The sequence below is a fragment of the Sulfurimonas crateris genome, assembly GCF_005217605.1.
Taxonomy (GTDB): Bacteria; Campylobacterota; Campylobacteria; order Campylobacterales; family Sulfurimonadaceae; genus Sulfurimonas; species Sulfurimonas crateris.
This window is the reverse complement of the sequence record NZ_SZPX01000001.1, coordinates 441362-461823: the sequence shown is the minus strand read 5'-3', so window position 1 is coordinate 461823 and position 20462 is coordinate 441362. Positions and strand designations below refer to the sequence as shown.

The 20462-nt window shown below is 33.7% G+C and carries 17 protein-coding genes; all 17 read right to left on the bottom strand.

Translation table 11 applies throughout. From position 1 onward, the window contains the following. Window positions 1–8 precede the first annotated feature (8 nt). On the bottom strand, window positions 9–446 hold the full coding sequence (locus FCU45_RS02430; protein ID WP_137011910.1) for a hypothetical protein: 438 nt from the start codon (window positions 444–446) through the stop codon (window positions 9–11). Continuing rightward, window positions 443–1291: a hypothetical protein gene (locus FCU45_RS02425; protein ID WP_137011908.1), complete on the bottom strand. Its 849-nt coding sequence runs from the start codon at window positions 1289–1291 to the stop codon at window positions 443–445. Before FCU45_RS02425 ends, FCU45_RS02430 begins: the two co-directional genes overlap by 4 nt. 9 nt (window positions 1292–1300) lie before the next feature. Then, the gene (gene kwaB, locus FCU45_RS02420; RefSeq protein ID WP_137011906.1) at window positions 1301–2254 is read right to left on the bottom strand and encodes an anti-phage protein KwaB; all 954 of its coding nucleotides are present in this window, start codon (window positions 2252–2254) and stop codon (window positions 1301–1303) included. A gap of 13 nt (window positions 2255–2267) precedes the next feature. Continuing rightward, window positions 2268–2837: an anti-phage protein KwaA gene (gene kwaA / locus FCU45_RS02415; RefSeq protein WP_137011904.1), complete on the bottom strand. Its 570-nt coding sequence runs from the start codon at window positions 2835–2837 to the stop codon at window positions 2268–2270. 15 nt (window positions 2838–2852) lie between these two features. Further along, window positions 2853–4181 carry a restriction endonuclease subunit S gene (locus tag FCU45_RS02410; protein ID WP_137011902.1) on the bottom strand — a complete coding sequence of 443 codons (1329 nt, stop codon included), beginning with the start codon at window positions 4179–4181 and terminating at the stop codon, window positions 2853–2855. Further along, window positions 4168–5604 carry an N-6 DNA methylase gene (locus tag FCU45_RS02405; RefSeq protein WP_137011900.1) on the bottom strand — a complete coding sequence of 479 codons (1437 nt, stop codon included), beginning with the start codon at window positions 5602–5604 and terminating at the stop codon, window positions 4168–4170. Before FCU45_RS02405 ends, FCU45_RS02410 begins: the two co-directional genes overlap by 14 nt. A 50-nt stretch (window positions 5605–5654) precedes the next feature. Continuing rightward, window positions 5655–7271 carry an HNH endonuclease gene (locus FCU45_RS02400; protein ID WP_137011898.1) on the bottom strand — a complete coding sequence of 539 codons (1617 nt, stop codon included), beginning with the start codon at window positions 7269–7271 and terminating at the stop codon, window positions 5655–5657. 26 nt (window positions 7272–7297) lie between these two features. After that, on the bottom strand, window positions 7298–8434 hold the full coding sequence (locus tag FCU45_RS02395; protein WP_137011896.1) for a DNA-processing protein DprA: 1137 nt from the start codon (window positions 8432–8434) through the stop codon (window positions 7298–7300). After that, window positions 8434–10521 (bottom strand): RecQ family ATP-dependent DNA helicase, encoded by a 2088-nt coding sequence (locus FCU45_RS02390; protein WP_137011894.1) that lies wholly within the window; start codon window positions 10519–10521, stop codon window positions 8434–8436. Before FCU45_RS02390 ends, FCU45_RS02395 begins: the two co-directional genes overlap by 1 nt. Before the next feature lie 18 nt (window positions 10522–10539). Next, the gene (hsdR, locus tag FCU45_RS02385) at window positions 10540–12921 is read right to left on the bottom strand and encodes an EcoAI/FtnUII family type I restriction enzme subunit R (protein ID WP_137011892.1); all 2382 of its coding nucleotides are present in this window, start codon (window positions 12919–12921) and stop codon (window positions 10540–10542) included. 69 nt (window positions 12922–12990) lie between these two features. Continuing rightward, on the bottom strand, window positions 12991–13215 hold the full coding sequence (locus FCU45_RS02380) for a hypothetical protein (protein ID WP_137011890.1): 225 nt from the start codon (window positions 13213–13215) through the stop codon (window positions 12991–12993). 17 nt (window positions 13216–13232) lie between these two features. Further along, window positions 13233–14153, bottom strand: a complete 921-nt coding sequence (locus FCU45_RS02375) for a nucleotidyl transferase AbiEii/AbiGii toxin family protein (protein WP_137011888.1) — start codon at window positions 14151–14153, stop codon at window positions 13233–13235. Next, window positions 14143–14913, bottom strand: a complete 771-nt coding sequence (locus FCU45_RS02370) for a type IV toxin-antitoxin system AbiEi family antitoxin domain-containing protein (protein ID WP_137011886.1) — start codon at window positions 14911–14913, stop codon at window positions 14143–14145. Before FCU45_RS02370 ends, FCU45_RS02375 begins: the two co-directional genes overlap by 11 nt. Window positions 14914–15304: 391 nt before the next feature. After that, the gene (locus tag FCU45_RS02360) at window positions 15305–17503 is read right to left on the bottom strand and encodes a DEAD/DEAH box helicase (RefSeq protein WP_137011884.1); all 2199 of its coding nucleotides are present in this window, start codon (window positions 17501–17503) and stop codon (window positions 15305–15307) included. A 7-nt stretch (window positions 17504–17510) separates the two neighbouring features. Beyond that, window positions 17511–18398: a nucleotidyl transferase AbiEii/AbiGii toxin family protein gene (locus FCU45_RS02355; protein ID WP_137011882.1), complete on the bottom strand. Its 888-nt coding sequence runs from the start codon at window positions 18396–18398 to the stop codon at window positions 17511–17513. Beyond that, window positions 18395–19033, bottom strand: a complete 639-nt coding sequence (locus tag FCU45_RS02350; protein WP_137011880.1) for a type IV toxin-antitoxin system AbiEi family antitoxin domain-containing protein — start codon at window positions 19031–19033, stop codon at window positions 18395–18397. Before FCU45_RS02350 ends, FCU45_RS02355 begins: the two co-directional genes overlap by 4 nt. A gap of 166 nt (window positions 19034–19199) precedes the next feature. Further along, window positions 19200–20336 (bottom strand): Fic family protein, encoded by a 1137-nt coding sequence (locus tag FCU45_RS02345; RefSeq protein WP_137011879.1) that lies wholly within the window; start codon window positions 20334–20336, stop codon window positions 19200–19202. Between the last annotated feature and the right edge of the window lie 126 nt (window positions 20337–20462).

Sequence of the window (20462 nt, the reverse complement as noted above, 5' to 3'; positions counted from 1 at the left end):
TATGAAACCTAATAATCCAAAATTACAAAAACACTTTTAGCCGTATCATGCAAAATTCGTAGGGCGTATACAAAACATCCAATAATCAACACATTCAAAAAAGTCACATACTCTACATGTAATTTTATAAAGTCAGAATCTTGAACTATTAACAGTAACATCGCTACGACAATAAGTATAACCTGTTCATTCACCGATAAAATCATCTGTTTTTTTGTATTACCAAAAGCTCCCTGCTGTCCGCTTTTATCTAACAACTCTCTCACTTTTGTCAATACTATGCTTAATGTAGCAGAATTGATGGCTATCAAGGCAACAAGGAGAGTAATCAGATTTTGCTTCAAGAAATTTGTCAAGTATGTCGTACCTAAAAATGACTGTAACTCAGCAAGTAAATAACCAGCACCAATTGAAAGTAAAATATTGAAAATGATATTATTTTTCATTCCAATGCCCTTTTTAAAATCTCTGCAATTCTTTCTGCATTATCACCAGAAATTTCAATCTCTCCTATTTCTACTGACTTCACGGCATTAGCGGTTTGGATTCTTTTTTTAACACCTTTTGCTTTTAAAGAGATATTACCACCACCCTCACTAGCATACTCAACAAGATCTCCAACTTGTTTGTTTTGCTTATCTATATGAAGTGTAGAATCATCATCTGCATCAATTTCGAGCAATGTTTTTGCAGTATTTGTCCCTTTTGCCAAGTTCTTAAGATCGTCACTTAAAACTCCAGAGATATTTGCCATATTTGGAGTAACAAGTTCAAATTTGATATTTTTTATCTTTCTATCATACTGTTCAACGATGCTCCAAAAAGCTTCTTTATGAAAAATAGGCTCCCCGTAAAGTTTTAGTTGTTTTGACTCTAAAGCATTGTTGATTGATTCTACTAAAATTTTCAAAACTGCTTTTGTATCTGAAAATGCTTTTTTTCTGTCTTGTATTACTATTATCTGCTTTTCTGGATGGTTCCAAATACCCACTAAAATAGACGGCCAGTTCTCAAGCTGCTCTTCTTCAAAATTTTCATTTTCTATTTTTGTCGTTCTTTTAGGAGCAAATCTAAAAAGTAAAAAATTATCTTTATCATACTCCAGTTGCCCCTTGAGAGAGCTTTTCTTGCCTTTCCAGTTAGTAATAGTTTTGATAGAACTATAAAACAGATTATTTTTCTGAGCAATCAAATCTTCGACCGTTTTGATCTCTCCAAATAAACTTCCTTGAAAATATCTGTCTTTTGGCAAAATTTGATAACGATATAAATTAAAATTAATGTTTTTCATTTAAGCCCTTTATTCTTGATTTGTAGCAAGCTTATCTTTATTTGCACTATCGTAAAGCATTTCTGTCAAATCAGATTTAAGATAGTCATCGTCCAACAGTTTTAAAAAGGCTTCTACACTAGTAATAGACTTTAATTCTATTTTGTTTGTTTGTTCAAGAACTTTAATTCTATTTTTTAGCAATGGATGTTGTTCTATAAATCTTAAAACCTTTTCTTTTTCATCTTCAATCATTTTCAAAACAGGGGAAGTTTGGAGGGCTTTATTAAGTTTTTTTGCAAGTCGTTTTTTTTCTACCGATCTTTGAATATGGCTAATATCATCAATAAATCCTAATGCTTCAATTAATGCAAGATTTTGTAAAGCTGTTTGTTTAATATAATCTTCATATCCGAAATACTTCTCAAGAGTTTTCATTTTTGCAATGATTACATGATCATCAAGAAAAACAAAATCAAAAGATTTATCAATATTAACTATATCATCTTTTAATTTATCAAACTTATCTCCAGACTTTACTAAACGCATAACACTTGCTTGTTTGAGTAAGTTTATAGGATAATGTTTCTTGTAAAGCAATATACTATTTTCTTCATTCGAAATTTTTATGATAAAAGCTCGTATTTTGCCTAAGTCATCATCACTAAAAGAAAAAGTATCATTATTTTCAGTTTCTGAAAACTCAATTATGAATTTCAAATTATCATAAACATTTTCATTATCAAAGTAATAAAAGACATTACCACGGGATTCATCAGCTTCTTGTACATTCAATAAACTATAGCCATCATCTTCTACAAAAAGCTGCTTAAGTTCATTTAGAAATTGTGTTTTCAATTCATCTGTCACTTCTTCTTTTATACGTGCGAATTTTATTGAGTCATCATCCAAGACAAAATACAACTCCATTCCACATTCACTTTCTACCCCTTCAATAACCGATACTACATTTTCTCTCGTCACAGCCTACTCCTCTTTAAGTTTTTTTTACATAATGAATATTTCCACCAAAATCTATGTACTTCAAATTTTGACTACCTGTAAGACTTGTTTCTCTTGTCGGTAAAATATACTCTTCACCAGAGCTTTTTGTCGCTTTAAAAATCTTATAACCAAAAAGAAGTAATATAGGGTTCAGATAGTATAGTCCTGCCCTTATGTATATCAATCCCATAAATATAATTACAAAACACAAGACTAATATATCTCTTGGAGTATCAAATTTGAAAGCTACAAGAGGGATTATATAAGTAGAAATAAATGCCAAATGTTCAAAATCAGCGGGCTTAATATTTGAGTATTGTTGAGGGTTTCTTAGACCATATTTAATTTCCCTGTTTATATACCAAATTGCACTAACTGAAATCAACACCAAAATAAATAAAACGATGGAAACAATATTTTGACTCGCTATAGTCTTATAATGATCCGCAGTTAAAGGTAAAAAACTATCAATACTAATTTCTTGAATTATAAATGTTAAATATAAAGGTACAAGAGATAAATTATAAAAATATACTTGATAAATTGTCTTATTTTCAAACATTATAAACTCCAAATATCATAAAAACGCCTCTTTAAGTACACTTTGCATTAATTTTTCTGTTTCTATTTTGCTGTTTTGTACTTCAAGTTCCAGTGCATCGCATGAAGCCATAAGTTTTTCTACTTTTTCAACTATTCGTTTTTGTTCTTCTAATGGAGCAAGTGGCACTAAAAAACTTCGTATAAAATTCAAATTTAGATTTCCTTGAGAAACTCCACGACCTAATATATTACTAATAGAACTTTGTGTACCTATTGGTGAATTTAGCCAAATTGCAAAATATTCTGACGATAAATACTTATGATTTAGTTTTATCAAGGCAACACTTACATAAATTGCAAAGTCTATATTTTGGTCAATTACTGCTGCTTGTCCAATATTTGAGCCAACTCGTGTTAACAGAATATCTTTGAATTCTGCTTTTCTATCTTTTATATATGCTTCATAATCATTTTCTGATACATATTTTGCATTGTATTTAGGCATAAACTGAAAAGGATTGACATTTTTTGCTGAAACAAATAATTTTCCATTATCTGTATAAGTTGGTGTTTGATGTGTTCCATCTGTAATTAGATTAGCAACTTCTTCAAATTTACACCAAACCCAGCCATCTGGAAGTTCATAAGGTATTTCATCTTCACTTATTGGCGGTAGAGGTTTTTGTTTTTTTATTTTTCCCTCTTTAATGAGTTTTTCTTTTTCGGCTTTTATCTTCTCTAGTAAAACTTCTGCACTTTCATCATTTGGATCTTGTGGAACTAGCTTACCGCTTACTGCATCACTGAGTATTGAGCTCCTAAGTTTGTTTATTAGTTTTGATTGTGTTTGAAGTTCTTCTAAAACTTTTGATTGTTTATTTTCTACAGATTTGATTTCATCTACTATTGATTTTTGTTCTTCTATCTCTGGCAATAAAATATTTAGTTGCAACAATACTTTTTCATGAATACTTTTTTGTGCCGATCCAGAAGCATTTAAAGCTTGTAACTGGTCTTGAAAATGATTAGTTTGTAAATAGTATTCAAGATACCCTGGATTTAAAGTTGGTTCTATTGAAAACATAGGCATATTTTCAGTTACTACACAACCATGAACCTCTCTTGGAGCTATACCGTAAGAACCATTTTGAACACCTTGTCGTGTGAAGATAAAAGTATTAGGATACTCTTCAAGGTCTATAACAAACTGTCTCTTACGCCCAATATCTCTACCAAATTTAGTTCCACGAAATGAAACCCCACTATGTATAGAAATAGTTACTTGTCTGTATTCTGTACCATCTTCAACAAAATGGTATATTTTGTACTGTTTTAAGACTTCTGAGAATTTAACCTCTCGCATTAGCCAAACCTCTTATCTCTTCAAGTAGCTCTACACTTTTGCTCATCGAAGCTTCTATCTTATCTATAATCTCGTTTGTTGTAAGTTCTTCTTCTACTTCACCTTTATGAGGGTTTTTCACATCAAGGTTAAAATTATTTGCTTTGATAGTATCTATATCGACTTTGTAAGCCAGTTCATTTTCAACTCTATCGTTCCACCACTTTTTCAGTTCTTCAAAGTCTTGCAGTTTTACTGGTTTTGTTTTGGTGTATTTTTTGTACCCTTGTGGCAGTGGTTGCTCATAGTACCATATCTCTTTTGTCGGCTCACCCTTTGTAAAGAAAAGCAGGTTTGTATTTATGTCCGTATATGGAGCAAATATCCCGTTTGGCAGTCTTACTATGGTATGCAGGTTACACTCTTCAAGGAGTTTCTCTTTTATCCTAGCTGTTACGCCATCACCAAAAAGTGTACCGTCTGGCAGAACTATCCCAGCTCTGCCTCTTGGTTTTAGCATCTGTATAAAAAGCAGTAAAAACAGGTCTGCCGTCTCTCTTGTACGGTAAGTTGCTGGGAAGTTGTTTTCTATGCCTTGCTCTTCTGTTCCGCCAAAAGGAGGATTTGCCACAATGCAGTCCACTCTCTCATTTGGAGTGATGTCTTTTAGAGGATACGATAGCGAGTTGTCATGTCTGACACTTGGCGTTTCTATATCGTGAAGTATAAGGTTTGTAAGACATAGCATGTAGGGAAGCTGTTTTTTCTCTATCCCTTGGATTGTATGTTCTAGTGTCTTTTTATCTTCTGCCGTTTTTACATCGCTTTTCATGATGTGGTTTATGGAGCTTATAAGAAAGCCTCCCGTTCCACATGCTGGGTCAAATACTTTTTCACCGAGTCTTGGATCAACCATCTGCACTATGAACTCTGTCACGGCTCTTGGGGTGTAGTATTCTCCTGCATTTCCTGCACTTTGAAGATCTTTGAGTATCTGCTCGTACATGTCATTGAACAGGTGTCGCTCTGAAAGGTTATCAAAGTTTATCTCTTCAAGTTTGTTTACCACTTGTCTTAGAAGTGTTCCAGACTTCATGTAGTTGTAGGCATCTTCAAACATCCCTTTTACAAGTGGAGCATAAGCGTTAGATGTAGTGATGTCAAGCTCTTTAAGTGTTGGGAAAAGTTCATTGTTTATAAAAAGCATCAACTCTTCACCCGTTAAGCCCTCATCATCTGTAGCCCAGCTTCTCCATCTAAGTTTTTCAGGGATTGGAGATCTGTAGTTTTCACTTTCTAGTTCAAATTCTTCCTCTTTTGCATCAAATACTTTTAGAAAAAGCATCCACACAAGTTGTGAAATTCTTTGAGCATCCCCATCGACACCCGTATCTGTTCTCATAATGTTTTGAATTGATTTTACGATATTTGAAATATCTGCCATAATTTATTTGTTCCTTTTATTTGTTTGTATTTTATTTTTTCATAAAAGAGCTATTCTCTTGTATCGTCATATTTAATCATTTCCATATAATTTAGCGGTTTAGTTAAAACAACAGCATTATCTGGAGTTTTAGCAGTTTGAAATATAGCTTTCCAATAATCATATGTATTTTTTCCAGAAAAAACTGTACTTGCCATTCCTCTATCTTTCCAAAGTGGAAGATCACGTAAATTTTTCACAAAGTTTCGTATATTTTTCCAAAGCTGTTCATCGAAAGGTTGTTGAAAAATTTCATCGTCATTGATTATCTTCCCAGTATTTGACATATAGGCTTTTATAACCATTTGCAAATATTGCAGCCAATTGTGCATTATCTCCTCTTTGCTCATTCTATAAGCAATTAAATGCTCATCAGAGATATCAGAATCTTTTTTGTCAATAATTTTGTTTTCAATTCTATACACCCCAATTTCAGGTTGAAATTTATTTACATAGACTATATCAGCCAAAATATTGAGAAGTTTTACTATCTGATCAATCTCTATTTCTCTTGGATTCAATCCCTCATCTGTCTTATAGTCAATCGGAGTTTTTAAGATTAGTTTAGTACTAATAAATGTTGATAAAATTGTTTTATCAAAAGCACTATAAGATATTGGCAAATCTTTAGCTTTACCCTCAAAATCAATATAGTCTTTCAACTTATTTTCTTTAGAGTTTGTAACAGAATGCTTGATGGCATCAGTTATATATTTTTTTATATTCGCACCATCACCCTTAAAATAGTCTACGAGTTGTTGCTCTGAGAATGTATAATCATCCTCTTTTAAATTATGTTCTTCTCGATATTTTTTAACCCTTTCAGAATATAAAGTATAATTTAATTGACGCATAATAGATTTATCAAATGCAATTTGCCTTAAATTACTTCCTGCATTTGTATTGGTTTCTGTCAATCTATCTATATCAGGGTTTAGAAAAACTCTGACTACTAGTTTTTTCGTATTTAATAATATTTGTGCTACCGCCTTGTGCTGACCATCAAATACTTTTAGTTTATTATCATGAATTCTTACTAAACTTAAATGTAATTGCGGATTTCCTTTATCAAATTCTTTTACTAGCTTTGATATTGAACTGTTAATGCCTCTTGGATTGATAATTTCATCGTGATAAAGATATTCTATTGGTATTTCTAGAAATATAGATTTTTCACCTGAAAGATTATCAGTAAATATTGGTGCTTGATATATCTTATTGTCACCAATTTGTGAAAATGAGTATTTAACAATATTATCTTCCTGAGTCCATTTAAAATCAAATTTTGACCCATCGTAAAATTTCAAAACATCTTTTAATGAAGCACCGTGACTGCCTTTTAAGGATACATCATCTTGTATTTTTTTCAACCGTGCTAGCACCTTGGCAATTTTTAAATTTGCATCTTGTTTTGATTTATTACAACTTTCATGGGTTAAAGCAAAATTTTCTTCAGAATCTTTACCCTTATTTGCAAGAGGTTTAATGTGATCTATGTTCGTTGAGTTCAGCTTCAAATCAATTTCTTCTTCACAGATAAAGCATCTATGATTCTGAATATCCCACAACTTTTGCGTAAGAGATTCATAATCCTCTTTTGATAAGCTTGATAAGTATTTTGATGCCATAATTTATTTATTCCTTTTAATTTGTTTTATAGTCCGGGTAATTTTATAGCTTTACTAAAGCGTAAAGGGCTAGTGGGATGTTTTTCAATATCTCCAGAATTCAATAGTTCATCTATTGTTTTTTTAACTATATTTTGAGCTTCTTCAAGCTTTTCTGCAATCTCTTTGAGTGTTAATTTTTCTAAAGATAATAGTTCTAAAATTCTTTTATCCAATGCCTCTTTTTTACTAACTGTAGCTGTTTTAACATCTTGATTTGTAGTAAATAAGTAATCCAATGAGTCCAAATCTTTTAATTCTAAACCGCCCATCTCAAGAAGTTTTTGATTTCCTGAATTAACATCATCATTTTTCTTTACAAAAAGGCTTACCCAACCATTTTTAAAATTCTCTTTTGCACCTTCCCATGTACCACCCTTGAGTCCAGAGTGAATTACAATCGAAGATTCTGCCAAAACATAAATATATTTATTTCTACCCATTGCATTACCAGCACTAAACCTTGCATCTGGGTAATATGGACTGATTAATACTAAATTATTATTTCGTATTGCATCCCTATATTTTTTGGATAAAACTTTTTGCATTAAAGCATCAGCAACTACTCCTATAGTCGTCCCATCAGCATTTATTGATCCTAGCATTGATGATTCATCTATCCCTCTTGCAGCACCTGAAACAACACTGTAGCCTGATTGTGCAAGTTTTTCCCCTAGTTTAAATGTGAAGTCTAAATCATCTGAGGATGCATCTCTTGAACCGATAATAGCGACACCTTTAGTATTGAGTATTTTCTTATTGCCTGCACCGTACAATATTGGCGGAGCCTTTTGTCCTAATCTCTTTTTTAATCTTACTGGATACTCTGGATCTGCCCTTGTAATGATCCAAATTCCACAATTTTGCCATTTTTGAAGAGAAATTGCCATTGCATTTCCTCTTGATAGTAAAGATAGTATTCTATCTTGTGTAATTTTTGTATCATCCCAATTCTCTAAAACTTCTCGTGCATTCAATTCTAAAAGGTCTGATGGTTTCATATTGTTTTGAAGAAGCCATGACGCAAATTTTGAGTACTCCATTATTGTAAGAGGTTTATCCCCCTTGTTAAAATAAGCTGTTAATAAAATAATTGCTTGTGCATTTAAACTTAGATCATTCATTACATTTTTCCAGTTGTAGCAAGTGAAGCAGGAAATACTTTACCACTTCCCTTTTGCTTTAAAAGAGCCGAGGCAACCGTGACTGTCCAACCAGAATCAATGACATCATCTATCAACAGAACAGGCTTATCAGGTATATTATCTTCCACTTCAAATACCCCATCAAGATTTTTGGCTTGATAGTAGGCATTATTCATCATTTTCTGAGCTTGATTTTGTTTTATCTTTTTCACAGCTGCTATAAAAGGTAAATTTAGTTTTTTTGCTACTTTTTGTGCAAAACTTGGAACTAATGCTGGATGATTTAGTGATGGAATACATGTAATCCACTGTGGTGCAGGGAAAGGATTCCACTTTTTAACCATTTCTACAAATGCATCTACTAGTTGATCTGAAAATTCACCTTGATGTTTATCTTTTGCGACGACTCTTCCCCATCCAGCATCTTCCCATCTAGATAAAATTCGTCCCTCTTCGGCTCTTAATTCTGGTCTGATATTTCCTCTAATGCCATATGCACTTAGAGCATCCAATTTTACTTGCTTTTTAGGGTTAAAAACTATGTCGCTTTTTTTCAAGAAGTCGGCGGCTTTCAAACCATTTTCGTGAGAGAATTCACCACTTAAAGCAGTCCCACAATTAGCACATTTTCCACATATTTGAGGCTTCGGATCATTTAAGGCATTTTGTAAAAAAAACATTAAACATTGATCAGTATCTAAATAGCTTTGCATCTCATCCCATTCAGATTGTCTGATAGCTAAAATAGCCTCGATCTTTTCTCTATTATGCACATATTTATTTGCTGTTCTATGCCATTTTGAGCCAATTTTTGTTACAGGTGCAGGTGTTTCTACATTAAGATACTTTAATGTCTTTTCAACTTCTCCCTGAGTTAAGTTAAGTTCTTTTTGTAAATCTACTATAGACAATCCGTCACTATTATCCAAATGCTCTAGCACTAAAGCAATATTTTGCTCTTTTGGAAACGATGAGCCTCTAAAAAAATCATGAATATCATCATCTTCATGTCCGCTTAGTAAAACACCATAGGCTTCATCTATACCACGACCTGCACGACCAACTTGCTGATAGTAACTGATAATCGATCCTGGAGCTTGATAATGAATTACAAAACCTAAATCACTCTTATCAAATCCCATTCCAAGAGCTGATGTAGCAACCAATACTTTTATCTCATTATTTATAAGTTGATTTTCTAAAAAGATTCTATACTCATCGCCACTCTCAAATTCATCATGCTCAACACCACTAAAATAAGCACTTGCTGCAATACCATTTTGATTAAGCCACTGAGCAACTACTTTGGCATCTCTCTGTGTTAAAACATAGACGATTCCAGATCCTTCAAAAGATGGTAAATGTTCAAGCAGCCAAGCGAGTCTATGAGACGGTTCAGGAAGTCTTATATTGTGCAAAGAAAGACTTTCTCTTTTAAGGCTTCCTCTAATTGTAACAAGTCCACTAATTTGATTTTCAATATCGGTAATTACTCTATCATTTGCCGTTGCTGTTGTTGCTAAAATGGGTGTGTTTACAGGCATTTGTTTTAATATATTTGTAATTCTTTTATAATCAGGTCGAAAATCATGACCCCAATCACTAATACAATGTGCTTCATCAATTACAAATAGTCCAATACTCCCAGAAATTGGTTCCAATATTTCTTGCATAAAGTTTTCATTTGCCAATCTTTCTGGAGAGACAAGAAGTGCATCAACTTCGTTTCGTAAAATTTGTGCTTTGATTAAATCCCAATCATCTGTGTTTGAGGAATTAATTGTTACAACATTTAGTCCGAGTTTTTTAGCTGAATCTATTTGGTTTCTCATTAATGCCAACAAAGGAGAGATAATAATTGTAAGTCCGCTTCCTTGCTCTCTTAAAAACTTGGTAGAAATAAAATATACACTACTTTTACCCCATCCAGTTTTTTGAACAACAAGAACTTTTTTTCTTTGGTTTACAACTGTATCAATAGCTTCATACTGATCTTCTCTGAAATCAGCATTTTGATTTTGAAGAGAGTCTTTTAAATATTGTTGAGCTTGTTCTCTAGTTAACATCTTCTATTTCCTCTCCCATCACGATGCATATAAATGTTGTTCTATTTCTTTGATAAGTGACTGATACCCAGTTCTTCCACCACCAAAAAGTTTTGTAAGCTCCGTTATAGTTCCGTATTCGTTAAATGGCGGTACTTTCAGCACTGCGATGTCTTCTATACTCTCTATGCCTGATTCGGTATATTTGTCTAACAGTGCGTTTATAACTGCTTTTGCTTTGTCTGAATATTTATCAAAATAACTGTTTTGTTTTAGTTTGCCTGCTCGCTCGGCTCTTGTGAGTGCTGGTCTGTCAAATGCTATGTGACATATAAGATCGAATGGATCAAGCCCCTCTTTGCCAACTTCGCTCTCAAGCTCATCGAAAAAGACACCTTGATCGCTTAGAGCTTTGATGATCGCCTCTTTTTGCTCTGCCGTGCTCCACTCTTGTAAAAACTCATTTAAACTTGCATAGGCTTTTTTGATATTTTTACGGCTGTAATCCACAAGTGATTCTGTGATGAGCTTACCGTCTGCTCCAATGTACTGCACTCTTTTGTTTAAGACTTTTACTTTCACACCGCTTACTATATGGCGAGTGGGTTTAGAAGTGCCATCCTCACCGCCCGTGATAGATACATCTGGAGTCTCACCGTATAGCTCACTTGGTTCATTTACAGTGTCGCTAAACTCTTCTGGCATCTCTTCATCTGGAGGTGTTATAGGGTCATCATCTTTTGGCTCATAGATTTGCACTGGATCACCGTCAAAATCTGAATCGGCAAAATGTCTTGTAACATTTCTAAAATCCATGATCGTAAAATAGAGTTTCCCGTAAGTCTCGTTTATTCGAGTACCACGACCTATGATCTGTTTAAACTCCGTCATAGAACCTATATTGCTATCAAGCACAATTAGCCCTGTCGTTTGAGCATCCACACCTGTCGTCATAAGCTTTGAAGTAGTTGCGATGACTGGGTATGTAGATTCTGGGTCTATGAAATTGTCTAGCTCTTTTTTACCTTCTTCATTATCTCCAGTTATTCGCATAACATACTTTCTACTCTCTTTTGCCATAGCAGGATTGGCATTTACAAGAGCTTGTCTCATTCTCTCAGCATGATCTATATCTACACAAAAGACAATCGTTTTCATATAAGGGTCATTTGCGTTTAGATATTCAGTAACCTTTTTTGCTACAAGATTTGTTCTTTGGGTAAGGATTAGATTTCTATCAAAGTCTTTTGTGTTGTACTCTCTGTCCTCAATCTCTTCACCTTTATCATCAGTTTGTCCGTTATATGGTCGCCATCCTTCAACATCTTTGTCTAACGATAATCGGATCACTTTGTATGGAGCCAAGAAACCGTCATCAATCCCTTGCTTTAAAGAGTATGTATAAACTGGTTCACCAAAGTATGAGATATTGCTCACATATTTTGTCTCTTTTGGAGTTGCGGTAAGACCTATTTGTACTGCACCATCAAAATACTCCAGTATCTCTCTCCACTGGCTGTCCTCTGCTGCACTTCCACGGTGTGCCTCATCTATGACAATCAGATCAAAAAAGTCACGGCTAAACTCTTTAAAGATCTTTTTCTCTTCACTATTACCCGTAATAGCTTGATAAAGCGAGAGATAAACTTCAAAAGATTTATCGATAGTTCTATTGGTAATTTTGGTCATCTTGTCGCCAAAATGTTTAAAGTCACCTATCTTTGTTTGATCTACAAGTATATTTCTATCTGCTAAAAAAAGTATTCTTTTTGCTTTTCTTGATTTGTAAAGTCTGTAGATGATCTGAAATGCAGTGTAAGTTTTTCCAGTACCTGTCGCCATTACTAGCAAAATTCTTTTTTGACCTTTGGCAATGGCTTCTATAGTTCTGTTGATGGCATTTTTTTGATAATACCTTGGTTCTCTTTTTGGATCATCAATGTAGTAAGGAGAAAGTGCCACTTTTTCCGCTTCATCTTCCTCAATACCTCTGTACTTTTTATATCTTTGCCAAAGCTCATCTGGAGACGGAAAACTACCAAGTGTTATCTCTTTTTCAAGTACGCCATGAGTCAGTGTCGGGTCATGCTCTAAAAAGCCATCACCGTTTGTACTATAAACAAAAGGTATATCTAAAATCTCTGCATAGCTTAGACCCTGTTGCATACCATCACCGATGCTATGTTTGTTGTCTTTTGCTTCGATGATAGCTATAGGAATATTTGGTTTGTAGTAAAGAACATAATCAGCTCTTTTTTGCTCACCTCGGCGTACCATCTTACCGTGAACATAGATACGACCGTTTGTAAAAAAGGTTACTTCCTCTCTAAATTGAGAGTGTAAGTTCCAACCAGACTCTATAAGTGCTGGAGTTATATACTTTGTACAAATATCTCGTTCTGTTAAATTTTTCTTTGACATGCCATAAACCTAAAATTATTATTGTTTTTTATATTATCATATCTTGCATAAAAGCGTTATTTTTTGCTTTTAAAACCCCTGCCTTTTGAGTTTTTTCGCAAACTCACTAAGCCCTTGCTCGATCTTTTCCATAGCAGTATTGTTACTCACTGGCACTAGCTGAACCATTCCATTTAAAAAGTTTGTTTTAAAAACTTGCTCTGTCTCTTTGTCGATAACCATGTCATCATAATCTTTGTAAAAATCATAGTTTTTTGTAAACTCTTCTTGCATTACAGTTTTAACTTGTTCCATTGTTCATTCTCCTTATTTTAGATTTTTAGTGTATCTTTTAGCTTCTGTAAAGCTTCAACTTTTTTGACTTTTGGCATTTTTTGAAGATTGAGTATTTTCCACTTTACCGATGGAAGTTCCTTTATGTTTTCAAAAGGAAGCAAACTCCAGTCAGGATTTTCCTCTTTAAAGCCTATCAAAAAATCACGATGATTTTGAGTAAGTTTAGAATGAATTGTGCTAACAAGTTCTACTCTAGTTTCTTCTAAAACTTCCAAAGGCATTGGAACTATGGGCATCCCGACAAACTGTTCAGCGTAAATTCTTTTGATGTCTATCAAGTTTGGTTGCAATAGTTTTGATATAGGTTGATTACTGCTTATCAAGTACACTATAAACACATCCATAAGAGCATCGCTTATGCCCTCATTGTCAAGCAGTCCTCTGACATCAAAAAAGTCTCTAGGGTGTTGTCTATCAAGTGCAGCGCAGAGTTTTCCAGCATACAGATCGTCCAAGTGAACTACGCTAGTCTCCGCAAAACCAAACTCCTCTTCCACCTTTACCGATACGCTTAGAACGCTCGGTTCTCTCACTGTTCCTCTAGTAACTGGCGATGCCTCTATTTTGATTCGTACACCGTTTTTTTCAACTTGAAGTTTAGAAAGTATTCCATCTCCTTGTTGGTCTAGTCTATATACTTTTGTACCTCGCATTGAAGATTCTATTGTCTGAGCAATTCTTTCAAACGACTCGGCAATATTTTGAAGGCTAGTTTGTCGATCTTCTACTGGAAGATACATAAGGTCTATATCTACCGAGAGTCTTGGCATGTCTCTTACAAACATATTGATAGCCGTACCGCCTTTGAGAGCAAAACATTCCTCTTGTGAGACATAGGGTAGCACTTCTAAGAGCAACTGTACTTGTTTGTAATAGATGGAATTTTTATCTAGCATGGTACTCCTTTGGTACTGTTATTAAAAACTCGTTGTCAAAGACACCGTTTTTTACTATCTGCATTCTGCCAACACCAAGTTCTAAACTCTCTTTTTTTATATGCTTTGCCCAAGGGTGGTTAAAGTAGCTTGTCAGAAAAAGAAAAAGGCGTTTGACTCTTATGTTTTCACACATACCTAAAAGTTCATTGACTAAAGATGGTCGAAGAGTTGTTAATCCCTCAAATATCTCTGCTGCAAACTCAAAGCTAAGTCCATCGGGTTTTACTTGATAAAGAAGCTCCATGATAGCTCTCTCAGGAGATGAGACTACCATTTCCCAATCTTTTATATTTGATGGTATACTTTTCAGACCTATTGTCTTAAAATAGGGCTTTTTCATCACATAAAACTCTTGTTCAAGTTTTATATTTTTAAACCATGCTGGAAGTTTTTGAGTGCCGTACAGATATATTGTTTGTGAGTTGTTCAATGGCAGATAATGAGCATAACCTTGAAGATTAAGAGATGTTACACCACCTATGTGAAATGGCTGATTGCTAAGTTTTTGCAGTCCTAAAACAGCTCCCTGCCAAGATGGGTTTACATCGCCTCTTATGTATGAGCCTCTTGAGGTTTTTTTGAGCCAACCGCTTTTAGTGTACTGATAAAGTAGCTGCATAGAATAGCCCTGCTCTGCAAGCCAAGAAGCTGGAGCGACTACCCCCTCTGGTAACATTTGATACAGTTGTTTTATTTTTATGTCATTTTGTAAATTCATAATTTATATTTTAGCTATTTTTTAAAACAAAAGCAAGAGGTTAGTTTTAAATTCATATCTTTTTGTAAAATATTAGTTTATAAAAGTAGTAATTTTAGAAACAAAGAGGAAAAGTTAATTTATTTTTATAAAAGGGGCTGTATTTTGAGTAATCGTTTTCATATCTAAAACTAAAAAAAGAGAAAACAAAAGCTTCAAATGCTTTTATCTATTCACTCTGTGATTTTGGCACTTCATAATACTGGATATAGTTTAAGAGATATAAAACAACACCTACAAAATAAATATAAGAAAACTATATCACATTGTCAAGTGGCATGAATAAAGCTGTAATTTGCAGAACTTTTGATGTTAAAAGAAGCACTTTAATTGATAGTTTGAGGAGGGATAGTTAAAATAATCCCTTCTCATCTAACGGCACATAACCCATCTTTTTATACCCTCTTTGCCGTTTATGAAAACTTGACCTAAGCATAGGAGTGTTCTCATCAAAAAAATCAACCGCAATGCATTCCTGTCCATTTCTTCCAATTCGTCCAAGATATTGAACTATTCTTCCCCAATATGATACTGGCATAGTAAGCACAATAGTATCAAGATGAGAAAAATCGATTCCTTCTCCAATAAAACTGCTTGTAGATAAGATAATTGATGAATTATTTGCTTCTTTTAAAAACTCTTTTTTCATTTTTGATTTGAGTCCACCATGTATAAGAATAGATTTTAAACCTTTGGCATCAAGTAGATGATACAGAATATTCAAATGCTCGATTCTCTCACTAAGCACCAAGATATTTCTATCTTTGAGTTTCTCTATTTCAGAGATAATCAGATTGTTTTTGTCAAAGTCTTCCACCATCTCATTTAAAATAAGCCCAAAATCATTGCTGATTGCTTCAAATGAAGAAACAACTGTTTTTAAAGTATGTATTTTCCTAATCTCTTTTTTTGATTCGTATGCAATATCTCCACACTGCATAAACATAATTGGATGCATTCCATCTTGCCTTGCTGGTGTTGCACTTAAACCTAAAACATATTTACCTTTAAATTTTCTAAGAGGTATTTCAAATGAAATAGCAGGGATATGGTGTACTTCATCGATTATTATTTGTGAATACTCTTCTATAAGTTCTGGTCTATTTTTTAGTGACTGCAATGTTGCTATATCTAAATTTGAGTTTAGTTTTTTCTTTCCATTGCCAAGTTTTCCAATAGCTTTAATATCAATTTGAAAATACTCACAAAGTCGCTCAACCCATTGATCAAGAAGATTGCTTTTATTGACTAATATCAGTGTATTGACACCTCTTTTTTCAAGAACCGCTGCTGCAACTGCTGTTTTTCCAAACCCTGGAGGTGCAATTAAAACTGAGTAGTTTTGATTTAAAACTTTTTCAAGTGCTATTTGCTGCTCATCTTTTAAAGTAAGAGTGAAATTTAGTTTATCTATAGGTTTTACAAATCGTTTATCTTCAATAAAAAGTTTTGCTTTATGAGAACTGAAAAGGCTTAAAACCTTGTTTGTAAGCCCTCTGGGAACGATAATGTATCTTTCATTGATATCAAATGATGTGATAATTCTTGGAGTGTTAAAGGTTGACTTTCGTAAATTTTGCAATACAAAAAACTCTGGATTTGAAAAGCTTGAGAGTCTTTGAAGTTTATTGAGGACCCCTTTAGATAGGTTTTGTTTTTCGATATATAAAGCATCGTACAATACAGCTTTTGTTGTTTTCGGAAAAACCAGTGGTTTATCTTGTTTAATTTCCCATGGCATAAGGTTTTCATCACTGTTTAAATTTAGTAAATGCTCTCGTAAAATTGCCGCTACTTGATAGATGGATATTTTATAAATGTTTTGCAAGATTTCCCATTGATTTACAAAGGGCTGCATGGTATCCATATCTACAAAAACTGTTTTATTTTCATTTCTTGAGCCATAATGCAGTGGCAGTGCCACTAGATTGCCCAGTGCATCAGGAGCTACAAAATCTTGGTTTGGAAACATTCTATCATAGCTTGACATATCGATTCCACTACTTGAATCCATAGCTTTTGTGATGATAATATCGCCTAGTTTTCTTACATCTTTTGCTTTTATAGGAAGCTCAAAGAAGTACCAAATATGGATACCGTTACCAGATTTTGAAATCTCAAAAAGTGGCTTTAGTCCAAGAGATGATGATATTTGTTTTATTGCCCTCGCATCCTCCACAAAACTTGCTTTATCCAAATCTATCACTAAAAACTTCGCCATAGTTTGATTTACTACTACATAAGTGCCAAGCCTAATTTTACCTTCAAGATGCTGTTGAATAATCTCATTTGACACAGGGATATAATCATTTCCTTTAAAAGTGTAAGTTGCTGGAGAATATCCTTTTTTAAGTCCATCACGGCTAAGCCAATATTTTGCAAACACATCACCTCTACCTATAAAAAGCGATTTAAAAAGTTCGATTTTCTGCTCTTTTGTAAAAGGTGAGAGTTGTTCTATTTGCTTTTTTATTTGAAGAATCTCATTTTCAAGTTTTGATTTTTCAGATTCTAAATATTGTAATTTTTGATGGAGTTGTTGAAGTGTCATAATTAAGCTACTTCACTTTTATATTCTCAATTATTGCTACAAAAAACTCTTTTGACCAAAGTTCAATTTCTCTCATATCTTTTATGAACGGCTGTATATCATTTTTTGCTTTTGCTACATCAAGGCTCTCTATCCTTTGTAAAAGCAGCTCTTTTATGTTTTGTTTTGTAAGCTCATCTGGTATATTTATCTTATTTGCTTCTAGGTATTTACAGCTTTGAGAGAGTCTCGCTTTTAAGTGTTTTACATCAAGTTCTACATCGTTTGCTATGTACCAAACCAAGTCATACCAGTCACGCCCTTTTGGTCTGCTACTCCATGCACGGCAAAGTATGGCATGCATTTTTCCTGCATAAAGAGACGGCAAAGTAAAAGCATTTATAGAAAACGGTCGTGGAGTTAGTCTTATAATGTTTTGTGTTTCAAACTCCAGCGGTGGGTTTGTATCTACTTCAAGTTTTATCTTTACAGCTTGATCTCTATGGATTTTACTCGTTATATCTTTTGGGGCATTTATATTTATGAGATGCTCAATCGTGTTGCCTTTTACAAAAGCTGAGGCTATGGCACTGCTATTGTTTTTCTCTTTTATCTCTATGGTTACATCAAAGCCAAAAGCTTTTAAAGTTGAGATAATCGCATCTTCATAAGGTTTTAGGTTAAACTTTTGGTTTGACTCAAGAAGTGAAAAATCCAAATCTTCTGAAAATCTAGGTAAGTTATGCAGTATTCTAAGAGCCGTTCCACCGTAAAAAGCAGCGTGTTTGAAAAAACCTGCATCATATAATCCTAACAGTACTATCTCTTGCAGTATCTCTCTAAGAGCATCAAAGCTGGCATTAGGATTTGAGAGGTCATATTTTTCGAGCATTTTTATAAGTGCTGGATGTTTCATAGCTTTCCTTTTTCAACTACTTGAGAGAGCGTTTTGAGATTTCGTGATCTATATGCGATGGCTATCTCTTCTATAAGCCCAGCATCCAACGGCTTTGCGATCTCAAGTCGCAGATCATATTTGAGGTAATCTACCATCGCACCTTGAGTAAGAGTACCGATACCTCTATCGTAGCGTATCTTATCGCACAGAGCTTTTTCTGGAGTTGCTATAAATCTTCCGCCTTCAACATCATCATAAAGCCAGTCAATCCCTAAAGAGTAAACTTTGAGAGATACTTTTTTATAGCTAAATCTTCCTACGGGAGTTTCAAAAAGTTTTTCGTTTTTACTTGTAGCAGATGTGATTTCACTTACCCTCTCAGGTATCATCCTGTAGTAGCTCAGAGCATAGTCAAAAGAGACATAAGAAGGAGTATAAAGAGTGTTTGCAACACTGATGAGATCTATCGGTTTTGTAAGGTAGGCTTTAGAAAAAGTATAAAAACCTTTTTTGAGTCGTACAAGTTCACCACTTTTTACGAGGTTTGAGATCTTATCGTTTACATTGCTCACTGATTTTTCCAGCAGTGCATAAAGCATCTCATGGGAAAAAACTGACAGTGGTAAAGCATTTTTAATCTCGATAGTTTTCATAAGAAAGATTATAGCATAAAATCTATAATTTTATATAGATAATCCAATAATTATATACTTTCTATACTAAATAGTGTATTTTATTTGTATTTATAGTAAGGGCTATATTCTGAGTAACCGTTTTCGTATCTAAATTTTCCTATGGCAACCACAATGGTAAAGAGTACTAAGGAATATGATTAATAGTATATCTAGTTCCTCTACCTATCGTACCCTCTACTTGTTTAATACACCCTTTTGCCAATAAATCTGATATATCCCTTGAAGCATTAGTTTCAGCAGTGTCGGCAATTTTTACATATTTTGCTTTTGTAAGATCACCTTTAAAGTTTTCACTTCCAATATCAAGAAGTCTATTAAGTACTTTTATTTGTCTTATATTTAGTTCATCTTCTCTATGTGCATCCCAAAACTTCGTTTTTTCCACAACATAGTTTAGCTGTTTCCCGGCATCTAACAGTGCATGGTGCAAGGTTTTAAAAAACCACTCCATCCAGTAAGTAATATCTAGCGGATCATCTTTAGCAAATCTTCCAGTTGTTTTATCCAAAGCTTCATAATAACCAATTCTGTCTTCATAGATACTCTTTGACATGGTATATATTTTTGAAAAAGTAGATTGTTCTAATTTTGATAATACTCTATCAGTTAATGCTCTTGTGATTCTTCCATTGCCATCGTCAAATGGATGGATAATTACAAACCAAAGGTGAGTAATAGCTGCTTTTTCAAGAGTTGTAGGAGCATCATTGAACCATTTTATAAAACTATTCATTTCATCATTAAGAGTATCATAAGGCGGTGCTTCGTAATGGATTCTCTCTTTACCATAATCACCAGAAACTACTTGCATAGCACCTTCTCCTCTAAACTGGGCTACTTTAATCTTTGAAAATCCACTATACCCTTTTTCAAACATAGCATGATGCCAACCAAAGAGTTTATCAAGTGTTAAATCTTCATCATAGTTTGTATTCGCATCGATAAGAATATCTACATAATTATCCTCTTTTTTTACAGCTTTATAATGTGCATCTGATTCAAGTCCAAGTTTTTGTTTGATGGAGGAACGAACACTTTGACGGTTTAATATTTCACCCTCTATTTCACAACTTGCTATGATCTCATTTTCTAAAGTTTGAGCTAATGAATAGTTTGTGCTCTCTTTATCCATCAATAGCATAAAAGATTTTAGTTTGCCTTGTTCATAAGCAATATCTCTTAACAGTGGTTCTAGTTTGGCTTTATCGTATCTAAAATTGGGATACTCATCATATTCCCATATCCATTTTTGTTTTTTCATAGAGTGAGTATAGCTAAAGTGGAGTGAAAAATCAAGATTTTCGTTCCATAAAGTGGTATGTAAAATATTTATTTTCGTATCTAAATTTCCCTATGGCAACGGTAAAAAGTACCAAGGGAAGAAGTG